The organism is Rhodopseudomonas sp. (genome assembly GCF_036404135.1).
GTDB lineage: Bacteria > Pseudomonadota > Alphaproteobacteria > Rhizobiales > Xanthobacteraceae > Rhodopseudomonas_A.
Genome location: NZ_DASWPE010000155.1, coordinates 1 through 18569, shown reverse-complemented (window position 1 = coordinate 18569; position 18569 = coordinate 1). Strand labels below are relative to the sequence as shown.

At 65.0% G+C, this 18569-nt stretch carries 17 protein-coding genes and 1 pseudogene; 7 read left to right on the top strand and 11 right to left on the bottom strand.

Translation table 11 applies throughout. From position 1 onward, the window contains the following. From VGC77_RS18500 to VGC77_RS18490, 3 genes are all read left to right on the top strand, one after another. A partial coding sequence (locus tag VGC77_RS18500; protein ID WP_331173033.1) for a CpaF family protein occupies nucleotides 1–1048 on the top strand: 1048 nt, incomplete at its 5' end. A gap of 11 nt (nucleotides 1049–1059) precedes the next feature. Next, nucleotides 1060–2034 (top strand): type II secretion system F family protein, encoded by a 975-nt coding sequence (locus VGC77_RS18495; RefSeq protein ID WP_331173032.1) that lies wholly within the window; start codon nucleotides 1060–1062, stop codon nucleotides 2032–2034. A gap of 9 nt (nucleotides 2035–2043) precedes the next feature. Then, nucleotides 2044–3018, top strand: a complete 975-nt coding sequence (locus VGC77_RS18490) for a type II secretion system F family protein (RefSeq protein WP_331173031.1) — start codon at nucleotides 2044–2046, stop codon at nucleotides 3016–3018. A 224-nt stretch (nucleotides 3019–3242) separates the two neighbouring features. Here VGC77_RS18490 and VGC77_RS18485 read toward each other — a convergent pair whose 3' ends face one another. Next, the gene (locus tag VGC77_RS18485) at nucleotides 3243–4040 is read right to left on the bottom strand and encodes a tetratricopeptide repeat protein (protein ID WP_331173030.1); all 798 of its coding nucleotides are present in this window, start codon (nucleotides 4038–4040) and stop codon (nucleotides 3243–3245) included. Between the two features lie 128 nt (nucleotides 4041–4168). On the opposite strand from VGC77_RS18485, the gene VGC77_RS18480 reads away from it, so the two are divergent. Beyond that, the gene (locus VGC77_RS18480) at nucleotides 4169–5551 is read left to right on the top strand and encodes a leucyl aminopeptidase family protein (RefSeq protein WP_331173029.1); all 1383 of its coding nucleotides are present in this window, start codon (nucleotides 4169–4171) and stop codon (nucleotides 5549–5551) included. Further along, on the top strand, nucleotides 5544–6455 hold the full coding sequence (locus tag VGC77_RS18475) for an NlpC/P60 family protein (RefSeq protein WP_331173028.1): 912 nt from the start codon (nucleotides 5544–5546) through the stop codon (nucleotides 6453–6455). The genes VGC77_RS18480 and VGC77_RS18475 overlap by 8 nt, the downstream gene beginning before the upstream one ends. Here the strand turns inward: VGC77_RS18475 and VGC77_RS18470 are convergent. From VGC77_RS18470 to VGC77_RS18430, 9 genes are all read right to left on the bottom strand, one after another. Further along, nucleotides 6385–7029, bottom strand: a complete 645-nt coding sequence (locus tag VGC77_RS18470) for an NUDIX hydrolase (RefSeq protein ID WP_331173027.1) — start codon at nucleotides 7027–7029, stop codon at nucleotides 6385–6387. The two genes, VGC77_RS18475 and VGC77_RS18470, sit on opposite strands and share 71 nt — an antisense overlap. A gap of 9 nt (nucleotides 7030–7038) precedes the next feature. Continuing rightward, nucleotides 7039–8676 (bottom strand): ABC transporter ATP-binding protein, encoded by a 1638-nt coding sequence (locus tag VGC77_RS18465; protein ID WP_331173026.1) that lies wholly within the window; start codon nucleotides 8674–8676, stop codon nucleotides 7039–7041. Continuing rightward, a complete protein-coding gene (locus VGC77_RS18460) occupies nucleotides 8676–9158 on the bottom strand; it encodes a PIN domain-containing protein (RefSeq protein WP_331173025.1) in 483 nt (160 codons plus the stop codon). Before VGC77_RS18460 ends, VGC77_RS18465 begins: the two co-directional genes overlap by 1 nt. Beyond that, nucleotides 9118–9342 carry a hypothetical protein gene (locus tag VGC77_RS18455; RefSeq protein WP_331173024.1) on the bottom strand — a complete coding sequence of 75 codons (225 nt, stop codon included), beginning with the start codon at nucleotides 9340–9342 and terminating at the stop codon, nucleotides 9118–9120. Before VGC77_RS18455 ends, VGC77_RS18460 begins: the two co-directional genes overlap by 41 nt. A gap of 33 nt (nucleotides 9343–9375) precedes the next feature. Continuing rightward, nucleotides 9376–10554: an ABC transporter permease gene (locus tag VGC77_RS18450; RefSeq protein WP_331173023.1), complete on the bottom strand. Its 1179-nt coding sequence runs from the start codon at nucleotides 10552–10554 to the stop codon at nucleotides 9376–9378. Then, nucleotides 10554–11663 (bottom strand): microcin C ABC transporter permease YejB, encoded by a 1110-nt coding sequence (locus tag VGC77_RS18445; RefSeq protein ID WP_331173022.1) that lies wholly within the window; start codon nucleotides 11661–11663, stop codon nucleotides 10554–10556. Before VGC77_RS18445 ends, VGC77_RS18450 begins: the two co-directional genes overlap by 1 nt. Nucleotide 11664: 1 nt before the next feature. Then, the gene (locus tag VGC77_RS18440; protein ID WP_331173021.1) at nucleotides 11665–13530 is read right to left on the bottom strand and encodes an extracellular solute-binding protein; all 1866 of its coding nucleotides are present in this window, start codon (nucleotides 13528–13530) and stop codon (nucleotides 11665–11667) included. Nucleotides 13531–13544: 14 nt separating this feature from the next. Beyond that, nucleotides 13545–15440, bottom strand: coding sequence for an extracellular solute-binding protein (locus VGC77_RS18435; protein ID WP_331173020.1), 1896 nt, complete (start codon nucleotides 15438–15440; stop codon nucleotides 13545–13547). Nucleotides 15441–15829: 389 nt separating this feature from the next. Next, nucleotides 15830–16381, bottom strand: coding sequence for a cytochrome c family protein (locus tag VGC77_RS18430; protein WP_331173019.1), 552 nt, complete (start codon nucleotides 16379–16381; stop codon nucleotides 15830–15832). A 235-nt stretch (nucleotides 16382–16616) separates the two neighbouring features. Between VGC77_RS18430 and VGC77_RS18425 the strand changes: the two genes are divergently transcribed. Further along, complete coding sequence (locus VGC77_RS18425) at nucleotides 16617–17354, top strand: 3-deoxy-manno-octulosonate cytidylyltransferase (RefSeq protein WP_331173018.1); 738 nt, start codon at nucleotides 16617–16619, stop codon at nucleotides 17352–17354. Between the two features lie 51 nt (nucleotides 17355–17405). Further along, complete coding sequence (locus tag VGC77_RS18420) at nucleotides 17406–18266, top strand: prephenate dehydratase (protein ID WP_331173017.1); 861 nt, start codon at nucleotides 17406–17408, stop codon at nucleotides 18264–18266. A 186-nt stretch (nucleotides 18267–18452) separates the two neighbouring features. Here the strand turns inward: VGC77_RS18420 and VGC77_RS18415 are convergent. Then, nucleotides 18453–18569, bottom strand: a pseudogene (locus VGC77_RS18415) (IS110 family transposase); the annotation flags it as partial.

Below are 18569 nucleotides of genomic sequence, written 5' to 3'. Positions count from 1 at the left end.
CGACATTTCCGACATCATGGTCAACGGCGCCGGCACGGTGTTCATCGAAGTCGCGGGCCGGATCCAGCGCACCGGCATCCGGTTTCGCGACAATCAGCAACTGCTGAACATCTGCCAGCGCATCGTCAGCCAGGTCGGCCGCCGGGTCGACGAATCCTCGCCGATCTGCGACGCCCGGCTCGCCGACGGCAGCCGCGTCAACGCCATCGTGCCGCCGTTGGCGATCGACGGCCCGGCGCTCACCATCCGCAAATTCAAGAAGGACAAGCTGACGCTCGATCAGCTGGTCAGGTTCGGCGCGATCACGCCGGAAGGCGCCACGATTCTGCAGATCATCGGCCGCTGCCGCGCCAACGTGCTGATCTCGGGCGGCACCGGCTCCGGCAAGACCACGCTGCTGAACTGCCTGACCAATTATATCGACGACGACGAGCGCATCATCACCTGCGAAGACGCCGCCGAATTGCAGTTGCAGCAGCCGCACGTCGTCCGCCTGGAAACCAGGCCGCCGAATATCGAGGGCGAAGGCCAGGTGACGATGCGCGAACTGGTGCGCAACTGCCTGCGCATGCGGCCGGAGCGGATCATCGTCGGCGAAGTCCGCGGACCGGAAGCGTTCGACCTGTTGCAGGCGATGAACACCGGCCATGACGGCTCGATGGGCACGCTGCACGCCAACAATCCGCGCGAGGCGCTGTCGCGCTGCGAATCGATGATCACGATGGGCGGCTTCTCGCTACCCTCGCGCACCATCCGCGAGATGATCTGCGCCTCGATCGACGTGGTGATCCAGGCCGCGCGGTTGCGCGACGGCTCGCGCCGCATTACCCACATCACCGAGGTGATGGGCATGGAAGGCGACACCATCATCACCCAGGATGTGTTCATCTACGACATGATCGGTGAGGACGCCAACGGCCACATCGTCGGCCGGCATCGCTCCACCGGCATCGGCCGGCCGCGATTCTGGGATCGCGCCCGCTATTATGGCGAGGAGAAACGGCTCGCCGCGGCACTCGACGCCGCCGAAATCGCCGTCGAAATCTAGCGGGGGGATCGATGCAGATACAAACGCTCGCCGTCGCTTTCCTCGCCGCCACGGCGGTCGGCGGCGTGGCATGGGTGTTCATCTATCCCGCGCTGTCGGGACAGAAGGTCGCCGAACAGCGCCGCGCCTCGCTGGCGCGTCCGGAACCCGTGGTGCGACTGGCCGACCGGAGCCAGCGCTCGCGCCGCGAGCAGGTCGAGGGCTCGCTGAAGGAAGTCGAAGCCCGGCTGAAGAAGGAAAAGAAGGTTGGGCTCAGCACCCGGCTGACCCAGGCCGGCGTGAAATGGACGCCGAAAGGCTTTCTGATCGGCTCGGGCGCGCTCGGCTTCGGGTTTTTCGCCATCACCTATCTGCTCGGCGGCGGCCTGCTCGCCGCGCTCGGTCTGGGCTTTGCCGCCGGCTTCGGACTGCCGCGCTGGGCGCTCGGTTATTTGAAGAAGCGCCGGGAAAAGAACTTCCTCAAGGCGCTGCCCGACGCCGTCGACGTCATCGTGCGTGGCATCAAGGCCGGGTTGCCGCTGTTCGATTCGCTCAAGGTCGTCGCCGCCGACGCCCCGGAGCCCTTGAAGAGCGAATTTCTGGCGATCCTGGAGACCCAGGCGATCGGCATGCCGCTCGGCGAGGCCTGCGCGCGGCTGTACGAACGGATGCCGCTGCCGGAGGCCAACTTCTTCGGCATCGTGGTGGCGATCCAGCAGAAGTCCGGCGGCAATCTGTCGGAAGCGCTGGGCAATCTGTCCAAGGTGCTGCGCGACCGCAAGCGGATGGCGGAAAAGATCCAGGCGATGTCGATGGAAGCCAAGGCCTCCGCCGGCATCATCGGCTCGCTGCCGCCGATCGTGATGCTGCTGGTCTATCTGTCTACGCCTGACTACATCTCGCTGTTGTGGACGCATCCGACCGGGCAGTTGATGCTGGCCGGCTGCGTGGTGTGGATGGCGATGGGCATCTTGGTGATGAAGAAAATGATCAATTTCGACTTTTAGCGGTGCAGCATGTTTGAATTCATCATCGAGAAATTCCACGATGCACGGTTCATGACCATGCTGCTGGCCGCGATCGCCGCCAGCGCCACCGCCTACACCCTGATCACGCCGCTGTTCGCCGGCGAAAGCCTCTCCAAGCGCATGAAGGCCGTCGCCAGCGAGCGCGAGCGGATGCGGCAGCGCGAGCGTGATCGGCTGTCGAAATCCGAGCGGGTATCGCTGCGCCAGGCGCCGAAGCAGTTCGTTTCCAAGGTGGTGGAAGACTTCAACCTCGGCAAATGGGTGGCGCAGGAAACCGCGCGCGACAAGCTGGTGATGGCCGGCTATCGCGGGCACGCGCCCTATGTCACCTTCCTGTTTTTCCGCATGGTGATGCCGATCGCCTTCATGCTGGCGACCGCGCTGTACGTATTCCTGATTTCCCACCTGCAGCAGCCGATCGCGATCAAGATCGCGATCTGCATCGCCGCTTGCTACCTCGGCATGCAGGCGCCGATGCTGTTCCTGACCAACGCGATTTCGAAGCGGCAGCTGTCGATCAAGCGAGCGTTTCCCGACGCGCTGGATCTGCTGCTGATCTGCGTCGAATCCGGCATGTCGATCGAGGTGGCGTTTCGCAAGGTCTCGATCGAGATCGGCTCGCAGTCGATTCCGCTGGCCGAAGAGTTCACGCTGACCACCGCCGAACTGTCCTATCTGCAGGACCGCAAGGTGGCCTATGAGAATCTGGCCAAGCGCACCGGCCTCGAAGGCGTCAAATCGGTCTGCCTCGCGCTGCAGCAGTCCGAACGCTACGGCACGCCGCTCGGACAGAGCCTGCGGGTGATGGCGCAGGAAAACCGCGACATGCGCATGAACGAGGCGGAGAAGAAGGCGGCGGCGTTGCCGCCGAAGCTGACGGTGCCGATGATCGTGTTCTTCCTGCCGGTGCTGTTCGTGGTCATTCTGGGGCCGACCGGGATCAAGGTCGCGGGGTTGCAATAAGTGCCGCGGCTGACCAAGCCTCGGTCAGCCTAACAGCCTGACTCGAAAAGCGATCAATAAATCAGGTATTCAACGCGCCATTGCGAGGAGCTCTTGCGACAAAGCAATCCAGAGCCGCGCTTGCAGCCCGTGGATTGCGTCGCATCGAAGCCTGCGTTGCGCGCCGGCCTCGGCTCACAATGACAAGACCGCTGTATTGCGCGTTGCTTTTTCGATCAGGCTTTTCAGGACCTTCCGGGCGCGGCGTCGGCTGCGCCGAGCCGCGGACCGTCTTTGCGGCTCAGCATCTGCCGCAGATAGGCGGCATTGGCGGCGGCCTCGTCGGCGGGCAAGTCAGCCCGCACGATGCTTTCGGCCTCGGCGAAGCGGCCCTGCAGCCCGACCACCAGCGCCAGATTCTGTCGCACCCGCGGATCGGTGCTGGCACCGGCGCCGTAGGCGCGACGCAGCGTCTCCTCGGCCTTCGGCAGCTCCTTGGACAGCACGTAGGACAGCCCGAGATTGGACAGCACCGAGGGCTCTTCCGGCTTGATCTTCAGCGCGCTGGCGTAATAGCGCCGCGCCTCGTCGTGACGCCCCATCTGGTCGAGCGTGGTGCCCTGCACCGAAAGGATCCGCCAATCCGGATTTTCCGGGGTGTGCGCGCTGCCGAGCACATCGAACGCGCGTTGGAAGTTGCCGGCATCGGCCAGCGCCCGGCCGTAGCCGGCGAGCAAAATCTTGTTTCCCGGGTTGGCGATGGTGGCCTGTTCGAACACCGCGACCGCCTGCGCCCGCTGGCCGGTGGCGCGCAGCGCCTGACCGTAGCGCAACGCCGCGTCGACATCTTTCGGGTTGGCGCGGTAGCGCTCGCCGGCGGCCTCGACCCCGGCCTGGGGATCGGTCATGGCAGCCGATTTCTTGCCGCCGAGCGAGCCGGTGACGTCGGATCCGGTGGTCTGGCAGCCGGCGAGCGGCACCGCCAGCATCGCCGCCACAGCTGCGGATGCAAGATACCGGGCAAGACTGGACTGCTGGCGCATGACGGCTTAACTCACGATGGCCGCGAACGGCGATCAGGGCTGATCCCCCGAGCAATAGTCTGTTAACCCTAACGGCGGGTTAATCGGCCCGCCCCGCGGCGCTCGTCCGCCCAGCAAGTGAGGCCCCGATGCATCCCGTGTTTGAAACCGCCGCAGGGCTGTCGGCCACCCCGATCAGCTTCGTCAGCAAGGCCACTTGGGAGGCCGCCTGCGCGGCGTTGCCGGATCACGCCCGCCAATTCGCACAGGCCAATGGTTTTGCCGCCAAGCCCGGCGACACTCTGGCGTTGCCGGCACCCGAAGGCGGCATCGCGCAGATCATCTTCGCGCTGGACGACCCGACCGGGAAATCGCTCGATCCGTTTCGCGTCGGCCAATTGCCGAAGCTGTTGCCGCCCGGCACCTATCGTTTCGCCAACGCGCCGCATGATCTGCGGCTCGCCACCCTGGCCTTCGCGCTCGGCAGCTACAAATTCAGCCGCTACCGCAAGGCCGAGGCCGTCGCCGTCAGGCTGGTGCCGCCGGAGGGAATCGATTTCGACGACGTGTCGCGGATCGTCGAGGCGGTGACGCTGGCGCGCGATCTGATCAACACCCCGGCCAACGACATGGGGCCGGAGCAGCTCGCCGCTGCGGCGCGCGAACTCGCCGAGCGGTTCGGCGCGAGCTTCAACTGCACGGTCGGCGACGAGCTGTTAGCGGAGAATTTTCCGCTGATCCACGCGGTCGGCAGGGCCTCCGACCGCGCGCCGCGGCTGATCGACTTGTCCTGGGGCGATCCCGCGCATCCCAAGGTGACGCTGGTCGGCAAGGGCGTGTGTTTCGATTCCGGCGGGCTCGACCTGAAGCCGTCCGGCGGCATGCTGATCATGAAGAAGGACATGGGCGGCGCCGCCAACGTGCTGGCGCTGGCGCTGCTGATCATGGACGCCAAGCTCAAGATGCGGCTGCGGGTGCTGATCCCGGCGGTGGAGAACGCAGTAGCCGGCAACGCGATGCGGCCGCTCGACGTCTATCCGTCGCGCAAGGGCCCGACCGTGGAGATCGGCAACACCGACGCCGAGGGCCGGCTGGTGCTGGCCGACGCGCTGGCGCTCGGGGACGAAGAAGCGCCGGAGCTGTTGATCGATCTCGGCACGCTCACCGGCGCGGCACGTGTGGCTCTCGGCCCGGACTTGCCGCCGTTCTACACCAACGACGAGGCGCTGGCGCTCGACGTCGCGCGCTGCGCCAAGACCGAGAACGACCCGCTGTGGCGGCTGCCGCTGTGGCCGCCTTATGATGCCTGGCTCGACTCCAAGGTCGCCACGCTCAACAACGCGCCATCCGGCGGCTTCGCCGGCTCGATCACCTGCGCGCTGTTCCTGCAGCGCTTCGTCGAATCCGCCACCAGCTGGCTGCATGTCGACATCTACGGCTGGACGCCCACCGCAAAGCCCGGCCGCCCGGAAGGCGGCGAATGCCAGGCCGCGCGCGCGATCTACAAATTGCTGAGCCAGCGTTATGGCTGATCTGACGCGCGATCCCAGGCTGACGCCGGCGCGGCCCGACCTCGCCGCTAAACATCTCGAAGGCAAGGTCGAGGCCTTGCGCTTCGTCGCCGGCGAGGAGTTCGAAGTGTTCGACGGCGTAGCACCGCTGCGCCGCGATCCGTTCGGGGGCGCGATGCTCGACACCCAGGCGCTGAAGGGCGAACGGGTGACGATCTATGAACGCACCGCCGAGGGCTGGGACTGGGGGCAATTGCACGGCGACGGCTATGTCGGCTGGCTGCCCGATCTGGCGCTGTATCCGCCGGGGCCTGCGGCCACCCATAAGGTGACGGCGCTGCGCACTTTCGCCTTCCCCGGTCCCTCGATCAAACTGCCGCCGGCGGACACGCTGCCGCTCGGCGCGCGGCTCGCGGTGGTGCGGCTGGACGGCGGTTTCGCGATCACCCACGACGGCCAATACGTGCCGGCGCAGCATGTCGGCGATATCGACGCTTTCGAGACCGACTTCGTCGCGGTGGCGGAGCGCTTCATCGGTACGCCGTATCTGTGGGGCGGCAAGAGCAGCCTCGGCATCGATTGCTCCGGGCTGGTGCAGGTGGCGCTCGCCGCCTGCGGCCTCGCCTGCCCGCGCGACAGCGACATGCAGCAGGCGCAGCTTGGCCGCGCGCTATCGCCGTCCGAAATGCAGAGCCTGCAACGCGGCGACCTGATGTTTTGGCGCGGCCACGTCGCCATTGTCCGCGACGAAGGCAGCATCGTCCACGCCAACGCCCACGCGATGGCGACCGCGATCGAAGGCATTGCCGATGCGATCGCGCGGATCAGTGCCGCGGGCTGCGACCTCGCCGCGGTCAGGCGGCTGGATCTGTTGCATAATCCTGCAAGCGGTCGCGGTGCAGCGCCAGCCATTGCAGCGCGCTGACCAAGAGCGCGTTGGCGACCAGGCCACTGTCGAGTGCGGCGATGGCCGCGTCGATCGGCACCGCGAACGGGCGGATCTCCTCGGTCTCCTCGGCGAGCCCGCAACGCTCCGGCAGATTCGACGCATCGATCAGCCCGAGAAAGAACGTCACGGATTCGTCGGTGATGCCGGGCGTCGGCAGCACAGTGTACAGTTCGACGAGGCGCGACGGCGCTGCGCCGATCTCCTCGACGCATTCCCGCGAAGCGGCCTGCGCCGGCGTTTCCCCTGCATCGACCCGCCCGGCGACGATCTCCACCATCTCGCCGCAGCCGGTGACGAAATGCGCCGGCAGCCGGAACTGGCGGATCAGCACCACCTCGCCGCGCATCAGATCCACCGGCAGCACCGCGGCGACCCGATTGGCGCGCAACACGTCGCGGCGCTGCCTGAGCGGCGGCTCGCCGGCACGGTGCAAGGCGATATCGAAGCGCTGATAGGCCATGAAGCCGCGGCCGATCAGCGACGGTTCGGAAATCGTCACCTCGGCGGCTTGATCGGCGATGGCGACGACCGGCGGTTTGTGATCGTCCATGTCAACGACTCATTGCGCTACCGCGCCGCCCGGCGCGGTCTCGATGCGGAACGCGGCGGCAAACAGCGCGCGGGTGTAGTCGGTCTTGGGCTGCGCGAACAGTTCCGACGCCGGCCCCTCTTCCACCACCTTGCCGTGGCGCATCACGATCAGATGGCTGGCCAGCGAGGCGACCACGCGCAGGTCGTGCGAGATGAACATGTAGGTCAGATCGCGTTTGCGCTGCAGCTCGCGCAACAGATCGACCATCTGCGCCTGGAACAGCATGTCGAGCGCGCTGGTCGGCTCGTCCAGGACCACGAAGCTCGGTTCCAGCACCGCGGCGCGCGCGATCGAGATACGCTGGCGCTGGCCGCCGGAGAATTCATGCGGGTAGCGAAACCGCGTCGCCGGATCGAGACCGACATCCTGCAGCGCCTTGACCACGCGGGCGTCGCGCTCGGCCTCCGACAGCGCGCGCTGATGCACGCTGAGTCCCTCGGCGATGATGTCGCCGACCGACATCCGCGGACTGAGCGCGCCGAACGGATCCTGAAACACGATCTGCATATCGCGGCGGAACGGCCGCATCGCCTTGAACTTCAGGCCCTGGATATTGTTGCTGAGGAACACGATCGGACCGTCCGAGGAGATCAGCCGCAACAGCGCTAGACCCAGCGTAGTCTTGCCGGAGCCGGATTCACCGACCACGCCGAGCGTCTCGCCCTTACGGACGCTGAGGCTGACGCCGTCGACTGCCTTGATGTGGCCGACGGTCTTGCGCATCAGGCCCCGCTTGATCGGAAACCAGACCTTGAGATCGTCGGTCGCCATCACCACCGGCGCCTCGGGTCGCGGCGGCGCCGGATCGGGCTTCGGCTCGGCGGCGAGCAGCGCGCGGGTGTAGGGATGTTGCGGCGCGGTGAACACCTGCTCGACCGGCCCCTGCTCGACGATCTTGCCGTTGTTCATCACGCAGACCACGTCGGCGATGCGCCGCACGATGCCGAGGTCGTGGGTGATGAACAACAGACTCATGCCGAGCCGGCCTCGGATCTCCGCCAAGAGCGCCAGGATCTGCGCCTGCACGGTGACGTCGAGCGCGGTGGTCGGCTCGTCGGCGATCAACAGGTCCGGCTCGTTGGCCAGCGCCATCGCGATCATCACCCGCTGGCGCTGGCCGCCGGACAGTTGATGCGGATAGCTGCCGAGCCTCGTCTCCGGCTCCGGAATACCGACCTGGGTCAAAAGCTGCAGGATCCGCGCCCGCGCCTTGGCGCCGCGCACGCCGCCATGCAGCTGCATGATCTCGCCGATCTGCGACTCGATGGTGTGGAGCGGATTGAGCGAGGTCATCGGCTCCTGGAAGATGATCGAAATGTCGTTGCCGCGCACGCTCCGGATGGCGTCTTCCGACAGGTTGAGCAGTTCGCGGCCCTTGAAGCGGATGCTGCCGGAGGGGTGCGACGCGGTCGGATACGGCAACAGCCGCAGAATCGACAGCGCGCTGACCGACTTGCCGGAGCCGGATTCGCCGACCAGCGCCACGCATTCGCCGCGCTTGATCTCGAACGAGATGTGATCGACCGCGATCGACTGCCCGCTCGGCTGATGAAACGCCACCGACAGGTCGCGGACGTCGAGCAAGGGCTGGTTGAGGACGTCCATCAGGAGAGCTCGTTGATGAGGCGGGAGATATTCTCGCGATCGATGCCGATGATCGAGAGGCCGTCTGGTAGCTTCATTCTCAAATCACCGGACAGGATTTGGCTACACCCGCTCCGCATCGCGGTGACAATATGGATAGCATCGGCCAACTTCGGCATTCCCGCGATCCGACGATAGCTCGCCGTTTCAATCACAATGTCCCGACTGATGGGATGCGCTTCGATCACCCCGCTCCATGCTATCAGATTCAGATAATACCGACGTTGGAGGATGTCAGCCTTGGGAAGAACTTCGGCAAGCGTCAATTCGCTCGTCACGGCTACCCCAACCTTGACCGCAAAGAGACGGAACAGACTCTGCAGCGGATCCGCGATTTCGGAACTCCCCTCAGCGGCATAGATGAACACGTTGGCATCGATATAGACGCGTGACGCCTTCAGTTCAGTCATTCCATTGGTCCCGATCCCGGCGGAGATCGGCATCGATCTCTTCCTTGCTCCGGAAGGGAGGGCGGCGCAGCGCAAAGATCTCGTCCAGAGTCATGACCTTCTCAGGCGGCCGCTCCGTTTCCTCGATCGTCACGGTCACCACAGGAGCGTCCAACCCCTCGCGCAAATCCGCGGGCAACGCCGAGACCGGGTAATTCTCCTTCACGATCCTGTTCATCGGCAACCTCCTTCCCCGCAGCCTACCACAGCCTCACCTGAACGTCTTGCGCGGGTCGAAGGCGTCGCGGACGCCCTCGCCGATGAAGATCAACAGCGACAGCATGATCGCCACCGCGAAGAAGCCGGTGAAGCCGAGCCACGGCGCCTGGGCGTTGGCCTTGCCCTGCGCCAGCAATTCGCCGAGCGAGGGCGAGCCCGGCGGCAGGCCGAAGCCGAGGAAATCCAGCGCGGTCAGCGTCATCACCGAGGACGACACGATGAACGGCAGGAAGGTCATGGTGGCGACCATGGCGTTCGGCAAAAGATGCCGGATCATGATCTTGGCGTTGGAGACGCCGAGCGCGCGCGCCGCCATGATGTATTCGAAATTCCGCCCGCGCAAAAATTCGGCGCGCACCAGGCCGACCAGCGACACCCAGGAGAACAACAACAGAATGCCGAGCAGTACGAAGAAGCCCGGCACCAGCACCGAAGACAGGATCAACAGCAGGTACAGCGAGGGGATCGCGCTCCACACCTCGATGACGCGCTGGAACAGCAGGTCGACCCAGCCGCCGAAATAGCCCTGGATGCCGCCCGCGGCGACGCCGATCACCGACGAGATGATGGTCAGGCTGAGGCCGAACAGCACCGAGATGCGGAAGCCGTAGATCAGCCGCGCCACCACGTCGCGGCCCTGGTCGTCGGTGCCGAGCCAGTTGTATTCGAGATCGCGGCAGCTTTTCAGCCCCTTCTTCTCGACCACCGGCTTGCACTGCGCCTCGGTGAGCATCCAGGTCGGCTTCGATGGCGCCGGGGTCGGCAGATCGAGATTGTGGGTATCGTAGGAATAGCGGATCAGCGGCCAGATCGTGGTGCCGCCCTTCTCCGCGATCAGCTTCTGCAGGAACGGATCGCGATAATCCGCCGCGGTTTCGAAGTCGCCGCCGAACGTCGTCTCCGAATAGCTGACGAAAGCCGGGAAATACAATTTGCCGTCGAACTTGATGAGGAACGGTTTGTCGTTGGCGATCAATTCGGCGAACAGCGAGACGAAGAACAGCAACAGGAAGATCCAGAACGACCAATAGCCGCGGCGGTTCGACTTGAAATTCTGCCAGCGCCGCCGATTCAGCGGCGACGGCGTCAACAGCCGCCGCGCCGGCGGCACCGCCTCGCCGAGCGGCGCGGTAGTGGTGGATTCGATCGGCTGGCGCGCGATGATCGTCATCAGACCTCGCGCGCTTCGAAATCGATCCGCGGATCGATCCACATATAGGCCAGGTCGGACAATAGGTTCACCACCAGCCCGACCAGCGAAAAGATGAACAGCGTGCCGAACACCACCGGATAGTCGCGGTTCAGCACGCTCTCGAAGCCGAGCAGGCCAAGCCCGTCGAGCGAGAAGATGGTCTCGATCAACAGCGAGCCGGAGAAGAAGGCGTGAATGAAGGCGCCGGGAAAGCCGGCGATCACGATCAGCATGGCGTTGCGGAAGATGTGATTGTACAGCACCTGGCGCTCGCTGCAGCCCTTGGCCCGCGCGGTCATGACATATTGCTTGCGGATCTCGTCGAGGAACGAGTTCTTGGTCAGCAGCGTCATGGTGGCGAAGGCGCCGAGCACCATCGAAATCAGCGGCAGCGTGATGTGCCAGAAATAATCGATGATCTTCCAGTACCAGGGAAACTCGCTCCAGCCATCGGAGGTCAGCCCGCGCAACGGGAAGATGCTCCAGAACGAGCCGCCGGCGAACAGAATGATGAGAAGGATCGCAAACAGAAATCCCGGGATCGCGAAGCCGACGATGATCACCGCCGAGGTCCAGGTGTCGAATTGCGAGCCGTCCTTCACCGCCTTGCGGATGCCGAGCGGAATTGAGATCAGATAGGTCAGAAGCGTCATCCAGATCCCGAGCGACATCGACACCGGCAGCTTTTCCTTGATCAGTTGCAGCACGCTGACGTCGCGGAAGTAGCTCTTGCCGAAATCGAACCTTGCGAAATTCCACAGCATGATCGCAAAGCGCTCCGGCGCCGGCTTGTCGAAGCCGAACTGCTTTTCCAGGCTCTTGACGAAATCCGGATCGAGCCCCTGGGCGCCGCGATATTTCGAATTCACCGCGTCGCCCGAGGCGCCGACCTGGCTGCGGGCGCCGAAATCACCGCCGGAAGAGCCGGAGACCCGCGACGCCGCGCCGGTGTCGGCGCCGGACAGTTGCGCGATCACCCGCTCGACCGGCCCGCCCGGCGCGAACTGCACCACCACGAACGACACCAACAGGATTCCGAGCAGCGTGGGAAACATCAACAGCACGCGGCGGGCGATATAGGCGGTCATGCTATTTCGCCTGTTCGGTGGCGGCGGATTTCGCCGTCGACCACCACAGATCCGGGGCGCCGACGCCGAGATATTTCGGCAGCTTGGCCGGGTGGCCGAACACGTCCCAATACGCCAGCCGGTGCGAGGCCGAGGACCATTGCGGCACCCAATAGCGGCCGGCGCGGATCACACGGTCGAGCGCGCGGGCGGCGACCACCAGCTTGACGCGGCTATCGGCGGCGATGACCTCTTCGACCAGCGCGTCGACCACCGGATCGGCGATGCCGGCGAGATTGCTGGAGCCCTTGGTAACGGCGGCCCGCGACGAAAAAAACGGCCGCAGCGAATCGCCGGGCACCGTCGAGAACGTAAAGCGCTCGATCGCGACGTCGAAATCGAAATCGTCGCGGCGGGCGCGTTGCTGCACGGCATCGACCAGCCGCAAGCTCGCCTCGATGCCAAGCGTGGCGAGGTTCTTGATGTAGGGCATGTGATGCGGCTGGAAGGTCGGCTCGTCGAGCAGAAACTCGATCTTGAACGGCTCGCCCTGCGGCGTCAGCCGCTTGCCGTCCTTCATCACGCAGCCGGCGTCCTGCAACAGCTGCACCGCCTTCTTCAGCAAGGCGCGGTCCTGCCCGGAGCCGTCGGACACCGGCGGCACGTAGGGCGCGCCGAAGACCTCGTCCGGCACCCGGCCGCGGAACGGCTCCAGCAGCGCCAACTCTTCCGGCGACGGCGGGCCTTCCGCCATCAGGTCGGAATTCTGGAACGGCGACACGGTGCGGACATAGGCGCCGTACATCAGCGTCTTGTTGGTCCATTCGAAATCGAACGCGCAGCCCAGCGCCTCGCGTACCCGCGGGTCCTTGAATTTGTCGCGGCGGGTGTTGAGAAACCAGCCCTGCGCGCCGGACGGCGTTTCATCCGGCAGCATCTCGCGCTTGACCCGGCCATCGAGGATCGCCGGGAAATCGTAGCGCGTGTTCCAGACCCGCGAGGTGAATTCCTCGCGATACAGATAGCTGCGCCCGGTGAAGCCCTCGAAGGCGACGTCGCGGTCGCGATAGAAATCGTAACGCACCACGTCGAAATTATTGCTGCCGCGGTTGACCGGCAGTGCGGCGCCCCACCAATCCTTCAACCGCTCGAACTCGATGTAGCGACCGACTTCGAACTTGCCGACCTTGTAGGGCCCAGAGCCCAGCGGCACATCGAGCGTCGATTCGTCGAACGGATGCGTGGTGTAATAGGCCTGCGAAAAGATCGGCAGCCCGGCCACGAACAGCGGCACGTCGCGGCCGCGCTTCGGCGCAAACTGCACCAGCAGCGTTAAATCGTCGAGCGCTTCGGCCGAGACCACGTCGCGCATCTGCTGGGTGATCAAGGGATGGCCCTTGGTCTTCAGCGCGGTCAGCGAAAACGCCGCATCGCGCGCAGTGAGCGGACTGCCATCGTGAAACCGCGCCTGCGGCCGCAGCGTGAAGCGATAGGCGAGCCCGTCGGCGGAGATCCTCACCGATTTGGCAACCAGCCCATACATCGCATCGGGCTCGTCGCCGGCACGCGCCATCAACGGCGCAAAGGTTAGCCCCATGCCCTGCGCGCCGTCGCCCTTGAAGATGAAGGCGTTGAGCGAATTGAAGGTGAGGAACGACTGGTTGAAGGCGCGGTAGGACGGATTGGTGGAAAACACCCCGCCCTTCGGCGCATCGACATTGACGTAGTCGAAGTGCTGGAAATCCGCCGGATATTTCAGGTCGCCGAACGCCGAAATGCCGTGCGCTTCGGTCTCGCCGGCCTCGCCGGCCAGGGCCGGCCGCAACGCGGCGGCGGTCATGGCGCCGATGCCGAGACCGAGCAGATGCCGGCGATTGAGTTTGGCCATGCGCGGCAGTCTCCTCAAGATCGTTTGCCGATCCGGGCGGCCTTGTCGGCGTCGTACCACCACAGCGACGGCAATCCGGCGCGGGCGTATTTCGGCAGCGGCTCGGCGTGGCTGAAGCGGTCCCACCGCGCGTAGCGCGCAAAGCCGTAAGTGAACTGCGGCACCAGGTAGAAATTCCACAGCAGCACGCGGTCGAGCGCGCGGGTGGCGGCGACCAGCGAGCCGCGATCCTTGGCGAAGATCACCTTCTCGATCAGCGCGTCCACCGCCTTGTTCTTGATGCCGATGGTGTTGCGCGAGCCCGGCTGATCGGCGGCCTGCGAGCCCCAATAGTCGCGCTGTTCGTTGCCGGGCGACAGCGACTGGCCCCACAGATCGGTGATGATGTCGAAATCGAACGCCCTGATCCGGTTCTGGTATTGCGCGTCGTCGACGGTGCGGATCGACACCGTGACGCCGATCCGTTCCAGCGACGGCTTGTAGAACAGCGCGATCCGCTCCGAGGAGGGATCCTGCACCAGAATCTCCACCATCACCGGCTTGCCGGCGGCATCGACCAGCCGGCGGTCGCGCACCTCGAAGCCGGCCTCCTTCAATAGCCGCATCGCCTCGCGCAGATTGCCGCGCACCGCGTCCGGATTGCCGCCGACCGGGTTGCTATAAGGCGTGGTGAACAGCTCGGCCGGCACCTGGTCGCGCAAGCCTTCCAGCAGCTCCAGTTCGGCGCCTTGCGGCAGCCCGCTGGAGGCCAGTTCGGTGCCCTCGAAATAGCTGTTGATCCGGCTGTATTGCCCGTAGAATAGCTGCTTGTTCATCTCCTCGAAATCGAACGCGTAGTTGAAGGCGCGGCGCAGCCTTGCATCCTGAAACAGCTCGCGGCGCAGGTTGAAGATGAAGGCCTGCATCCGCCCGGAATCGTTGATCGGGAATTCTTCCTTGATCACGCGCTTTTCGGTGACCGCCGGGAAATCGTAGGCGGTGGCCCATTGCTTGGCGGAATTCTCGATGATCCAGTCGGCCTGGTCGGCCTTGAAGGCCTCCAGCGCCACCAGATTGTCGCGGAAGAACTCGAAGCGCAATTCGTCGAGATTGTTCTGGCCGACCCGCGCCGGCACCGCGGTGCCCCAATAGTCCGGCACCCGCTCCAGCGTCACCGAACGGCCGGCGACGAAATCCTTGATGCGATAGGGTCCGGAGCCGAGCGGCTTTTCCAGCGTGGTCGCGGAGATGTCGCGCGGCCGACCCTGCTCGTCGCTGGCTTCCCACCAATGTTTCGGCAGCACCACCAGTTCGCCGACGATGGTCGGCAATTCGCGGTTGCCCGGCATGTCGAAGCTGAACTTGATCTCGCGCTCGCCGGTCTTTTCGGTCTTCACCACGTGGCGATAGTAAGAAGCATAACGCGGGCTGTATTTCTTCAGCGCCGCGAGCGAAAAGATCACATCCTCCGGGGTCACCGGCTTGCCGTCGTGCCAGCGGGCGTCGGCGCGCAGCCGATAGATCACCCAGGAATGGTCGTCGGGGTGCGCCGCGGCTTCCGCCAGCAGGCCGTATTCGGTGCCGACCTCGTCCTGCGACTGCGTCATCAGGGTTTCGTAGATCAGCCCGACCGCCGGCGCGATCGAGCCTTTGACGCCGGCCACCGCCAGATTGAAATTGTCGAAGGTGCCGAGCGAAATCTGCCGCGCCGCGCCGCCTTTCGGGGCGTTCGCATCGACGTAATCGAACCGCTTGAAGTCGGCGGGATATTTGACGTCGCCGAACAGCGACAGACCGTGACGCCAGACCAGGTCGGCCGGCGCCGCCGGTGCGGGCGTGGCGCCGTTGGCCGAGACGACGCCGAGGCCCAGCGCCGGGACCGCCGCCGCCAGGACGCCGCTTTGCAGAAGATGTCGTCGGGTGATGGGCAAATCAGGTTCCTCTGATGACGCCGCGGTGTCAGCACCGTCTTAGGAGACAACGCCTGAAATCTAGTCGGAGCAATGCCGCAGGGCAAATCCGGCCAAGAGGGTCGGCCGCGACCATGGAGCGCGCGCAACGACGCAACAATAAGGCAAGGTTCCGGCCCGCGTGGCCTTGAGCATAACACCGCGGCTGTGACCGCCGTTGCGGCGAAACGCCCCGCCGGCCGCGGATTCGACAACCCGCAGTCGGCCGGCCGCTGATTCGTCGCGGCGCTCTCGAGCTATTCCCGATTCTGATAGAATCAGAACCGGAGCTTGAGATTCTTAGTTTGACGGGTTTTCTTCACGCGAACCGGGATCCGCTTCGCCCGAAAACGCTATAGGCGGCGCCCCGGCTATTTCGCGGCGGTGGGAATCGGAACCGGATTATCGGACAAAGTGCGCAGATAGCCGATCACGTCGGCGCGCTCGCTGTCCTTCGGGATGCCGGCGAAGCCCATCGCGGTGCCGGGGACGTACCCCTTCGGATTGGCAAGGAAGGCGTTCAATTCGTCGAAGGTCCATTTGCCGCCCTTGGCCTTCATCGCGGCGGAATAGTTGAAGCCCGGCTCGGTGGCGCGGTCGCGGCCGACCACGCCGAACAAATTCGGCCCGGTGCGGTTGGGGCCGCCCTTGTCCAGGGTGTGGCAGGCCGCGCATTTCTTGGCGGCGGCGCTGCCGCGTTCCACCGAGGCGGTCTGCAGCAGCTTTTCGATCGGCTCCGATGCCGCGGCCGGTGCGGCATCCTTGGCTGCGGGAGGCGCCACCTCCTTGACGGCAATATCATACCCCGGCTTGTCAACCTTGCGCGGCGTGAAGATCGCTTGCGCGGCGAAATTGGAAACCAGCAGAATGAGACAGGTCGCAAGAAGCGCACCCAGCACTTTATTCAATTCAAAGGAGTCCATGTCGGCGAGGCTCCGTGCGTTTCCTGTTTCATTTGTCGACAACGGACCGGCGAGGGTCGTCGCTGCTAATTGGCATTCGCAATTAAAATTGTAAGGCGACCAGATAACGGTTTGCCCGCGCCCTGGCAACCCGTATAACCGCGCCAGTTCACGCTTCGGCTGCCGAATCCTGACCGTTTTCAACGCGTTCGGCGGCTTCAGGTTTCACCTGCGGCACGGTCCAGACCCACACCCCATGACTGAGACCACAACGCTGGTGCTGATTCCTGCCCGCATGGCCGCGACCCGGCTGCCGGGCAAGCCGCTGCTGGAGATCGCCGGGCTGCCGATGATCGTGCATGTGCTGCGCCGCGCCGAGGCCGCCGCGATCGGCCCGGTGGCGGTGGCCACCGACACCGCTGCGATCGCCGACGTGGTGCGCGCGCATGGCGGCCGGGTGGTGATGACCAGCGCCGACCATCCCTCCGGCTCCGACCGCATCTTCGAGGCCTTGCGCAAGCTCGACCCCGACGGCAGGGTCGAGACCGTGGTCAATCTGCAGGGCGATTTTCCGACTATTCGGCCGGACAATATCCGCGCGGTGCTGGAGCCGCTCGCCGATCCCGCGGTCGACATCGCAACCTTGGCGGCTGAGATCCACACCGAGGAAGAGAGCCTCAACCCCAACGTCGTCAAGGTGATCGGCTCGGCGCTCGGCGACCGGCGGTTGCGGGCTTTGTATTTCACCCGGGCGACCGCGCCGTGGGGCGAGGGTCCGCGCTATCACCACATCGGGCTTTATGCCTATCGCCGCAAAGCGCTGCAGCGCTTCGTCGCGCTGCCGCCCTCGCCGCTCGAGTGCCGCGAAAAGCTCGAACAATTGCGGGCGCTGGAGGCCGGGATGCGGATCGACGTCGGCATCGTCGACACCGTGCCGCGCGGCGTCGATACCGCGGCGGATCTGGAGACGGCGCGCCGCGTGCTGGCGTCCTGAATCGCAGCGTCGCCGCACTGGCAAAGCTCTGAACGATTGGTACAAGGCGTGATGACAAAGACTTTGAAGATTGCCTTCCAGGGCGAACCCGGCGCCAACTCGCATCTGGCGATCGTCGAAGCCTATCCGACCGCCGAGCCGTTGCCCTGCGCCACCTTCGAGGACGCGCTGGCGGCGATCAGTTCCGGCGAGGCCGACCTCGGCATGATCCCGATCGAGAACTCGGTCGCCGGCCGCGTCGCCGACATCCATTATCTGCTGCCGCAATCCAATTTGTTCATCGTCGGCGAGTGGTTCCTGCCGATCCATCACCAGCTGATGGCGCCGCGCGGCGCCACGCTCGCCGGCATCAAGAGCGTGGAAAGCCACGTCCATGCGCTCGGCCAGTGCCGCCGCATCATCCGCAAATTCGGCTTCAAGCCGATCGTCGCCGGCGACACCGCGGGCTCGGCGCGGATCGTCGCCGAGCGCGGCGACTTGAGCTGCGCGGCGATCGCCTCGCCGCTGGCGGCGCAGATCTACGGCCTCGATATCCTGGCCGAGAACGTCGAGGACGAGACCCACAACACCACCCGTTTCGTGATGCTGGCGCGCGAGCCGCGCTGGGCGCCGCCGGGCGCCGCACCGCTGGTCACCACTTTCGTGTTCCGGGTGCGCAATCTGCCGGCGGCGCTTTACAAGGCGATGGGCGGCTTCGCCACCAACGGCGTCAACATGACCAAGCTCGAGAGCTACATGGTCGACGGCAATTTCTTTGCCACGCAATTCTACGCCGACGTCGACGGCCATCCCGAGGACCGCAACCTCGCCTTCGCGCTGGATGAATTGAAATTCTTCTCGCGCGAATTCCGCATCGTCGGGGTCTATCCGGCGCACCCGTTCCGCGCGACGTTCAGCGAAACGCAGAGTTAGCGCGCTGCGCCGCTTCGACACAGCGGCCTTACTGACTCACTCCACATCCGCCGTCATCCTGAGGTGCACGCAGGCGGCGCTCTTGCGCCAACGGCGTGCCTCGAAGGATGAGCCGTAAGCGCCCGGAGCCGCATCCTTCGAGGCTCGCCGCTACGCGGCTTCGCACCTCAGCGACTGTCTTGGTTGTCAAGCGTTTTGCCATGGCTGATTGTCCCGCAGGATTGCGTTGAGGGTGGTGAGGAGCTTTCGGGCGACGGCGATCAGGGCGACCATTTTGGGCTTACCAGCGCTGATCAGGCGCTG

What these genes read in the sequence shown, in the direction of transcription:
- VGC77_RS18485 (WP_331173030.1), bottom strand. Translation starts at nt 4,040, where the DNA reads ATGCGCCAGCAGTCCAGTCTTGCCCGGTATCTTGCATCCGCAGCTGTG.
- VGC77_RS18490 (WP_331173031.1), top strand. Translation starts at nt 2,044, where the DNA reads ATGTTTGAATTCATCATCGAGAAATTCCACGATGCACGGTTCATGACC.
- VGC77_RS18475 (WP_331173028.1), top strand. Translation starts at nt 5,544, where the DNA reads ATGGCTGATCTGACGCGCGATCCCAGGCTGACGCCGGCGCGGCCCGAC.
- VGC77_RS18440 (WP_331173021.1), bottom strand. Translation starts at nt 13,530, where the DNA reads ATGGCCAAACTCAATCGCCGGCATCTGCTCGGTCTCGGCATCGGCGCC.
- VGC77_RS18480 (WP_331173029.1), top strand. Translation starts at nt 4,169, where the DNA reads ATGCATCCCGTGTTTGAAACCGCCGCAGGGCTGTCGGCCACCCCGATC.
- VGC77_RS18495 (WP_331173032.1), top strand. Translation starts at nt 1,060, where the DNA reads ATGCAGATACAAACGCTCGCCGTCGCTTTCCTCGCCGCCACGGCGGTC.
- VGC77_RS18470 (WP_331173027.1), bottom strand. Translation starts at nt 7,029, where the DNA reads ATGGACGATCACAAACCGCCGGTCGTCGCCATCGCCGATCAAGCCGCC.
- VGC77_RS18460 (WP_331173025.1), bottom strand. Translation starts at nt 9,158, where the DNA reads ATGCCGATCTCCGCCGGGATCGGGACCAATGGAATGACTGAACTGAAG.
- VGC77_RS18420 (WP_331173017.1), top strand. Translation starts at nt 17,406, where the DNA reads ATGACAAAGACTTTGAAGATTGCCTTCCAGGGCGAACCCGGCGCCAAC.
- VGC77_RS18425 (WP_331173018.1), top strand. Translation starts at nt 16,617, where the DNA reads ATGACTGAGACCACAACGCTGGTGCTGATTCCTGCCCGCATGGCCGCG.
- VGC77_RS18450 (WP_331173023.1), bottom strand. Translation starts at nt 10,554, where the DNA reads ATGACGATCATCGCGCGCCAGCCGATCGAATCCACCACTACCGCGCCG.
- VGC77_RS18430 (WP_331173019.1), bottom strand. Translation starts at nt 16,381, where the DNA reads ATGGACTCCTTTGAATTGAATAAAGTGCTGGGTGCGCTTCTTGCGACC.
- VGC77_RS18465 (WP_331173026.1), bottom strand. Translation starts at nt 8,676, where the DNA reads ATGGACGTCCTCAACCAGCCCTTGCTCGACGTCCGCGACCTGTCGGTG.
- VGC77_RS18445 (WP_331173022.1), bottom strand. Translation starts at nt 11,663, where the DNA reads ATGACCGCCTATATCGCCCGCCGCGTGCTGTTGATGTTTCCCACGCTG.
- VGC77_RS18455 (WP_331173024.1), bottom strand. Translation starts at nt 9,342, where the DNA reads ATGAACAGGATCGTGAAGGAGAATTACCCGGTCTCGGCGTTGCCCGCG.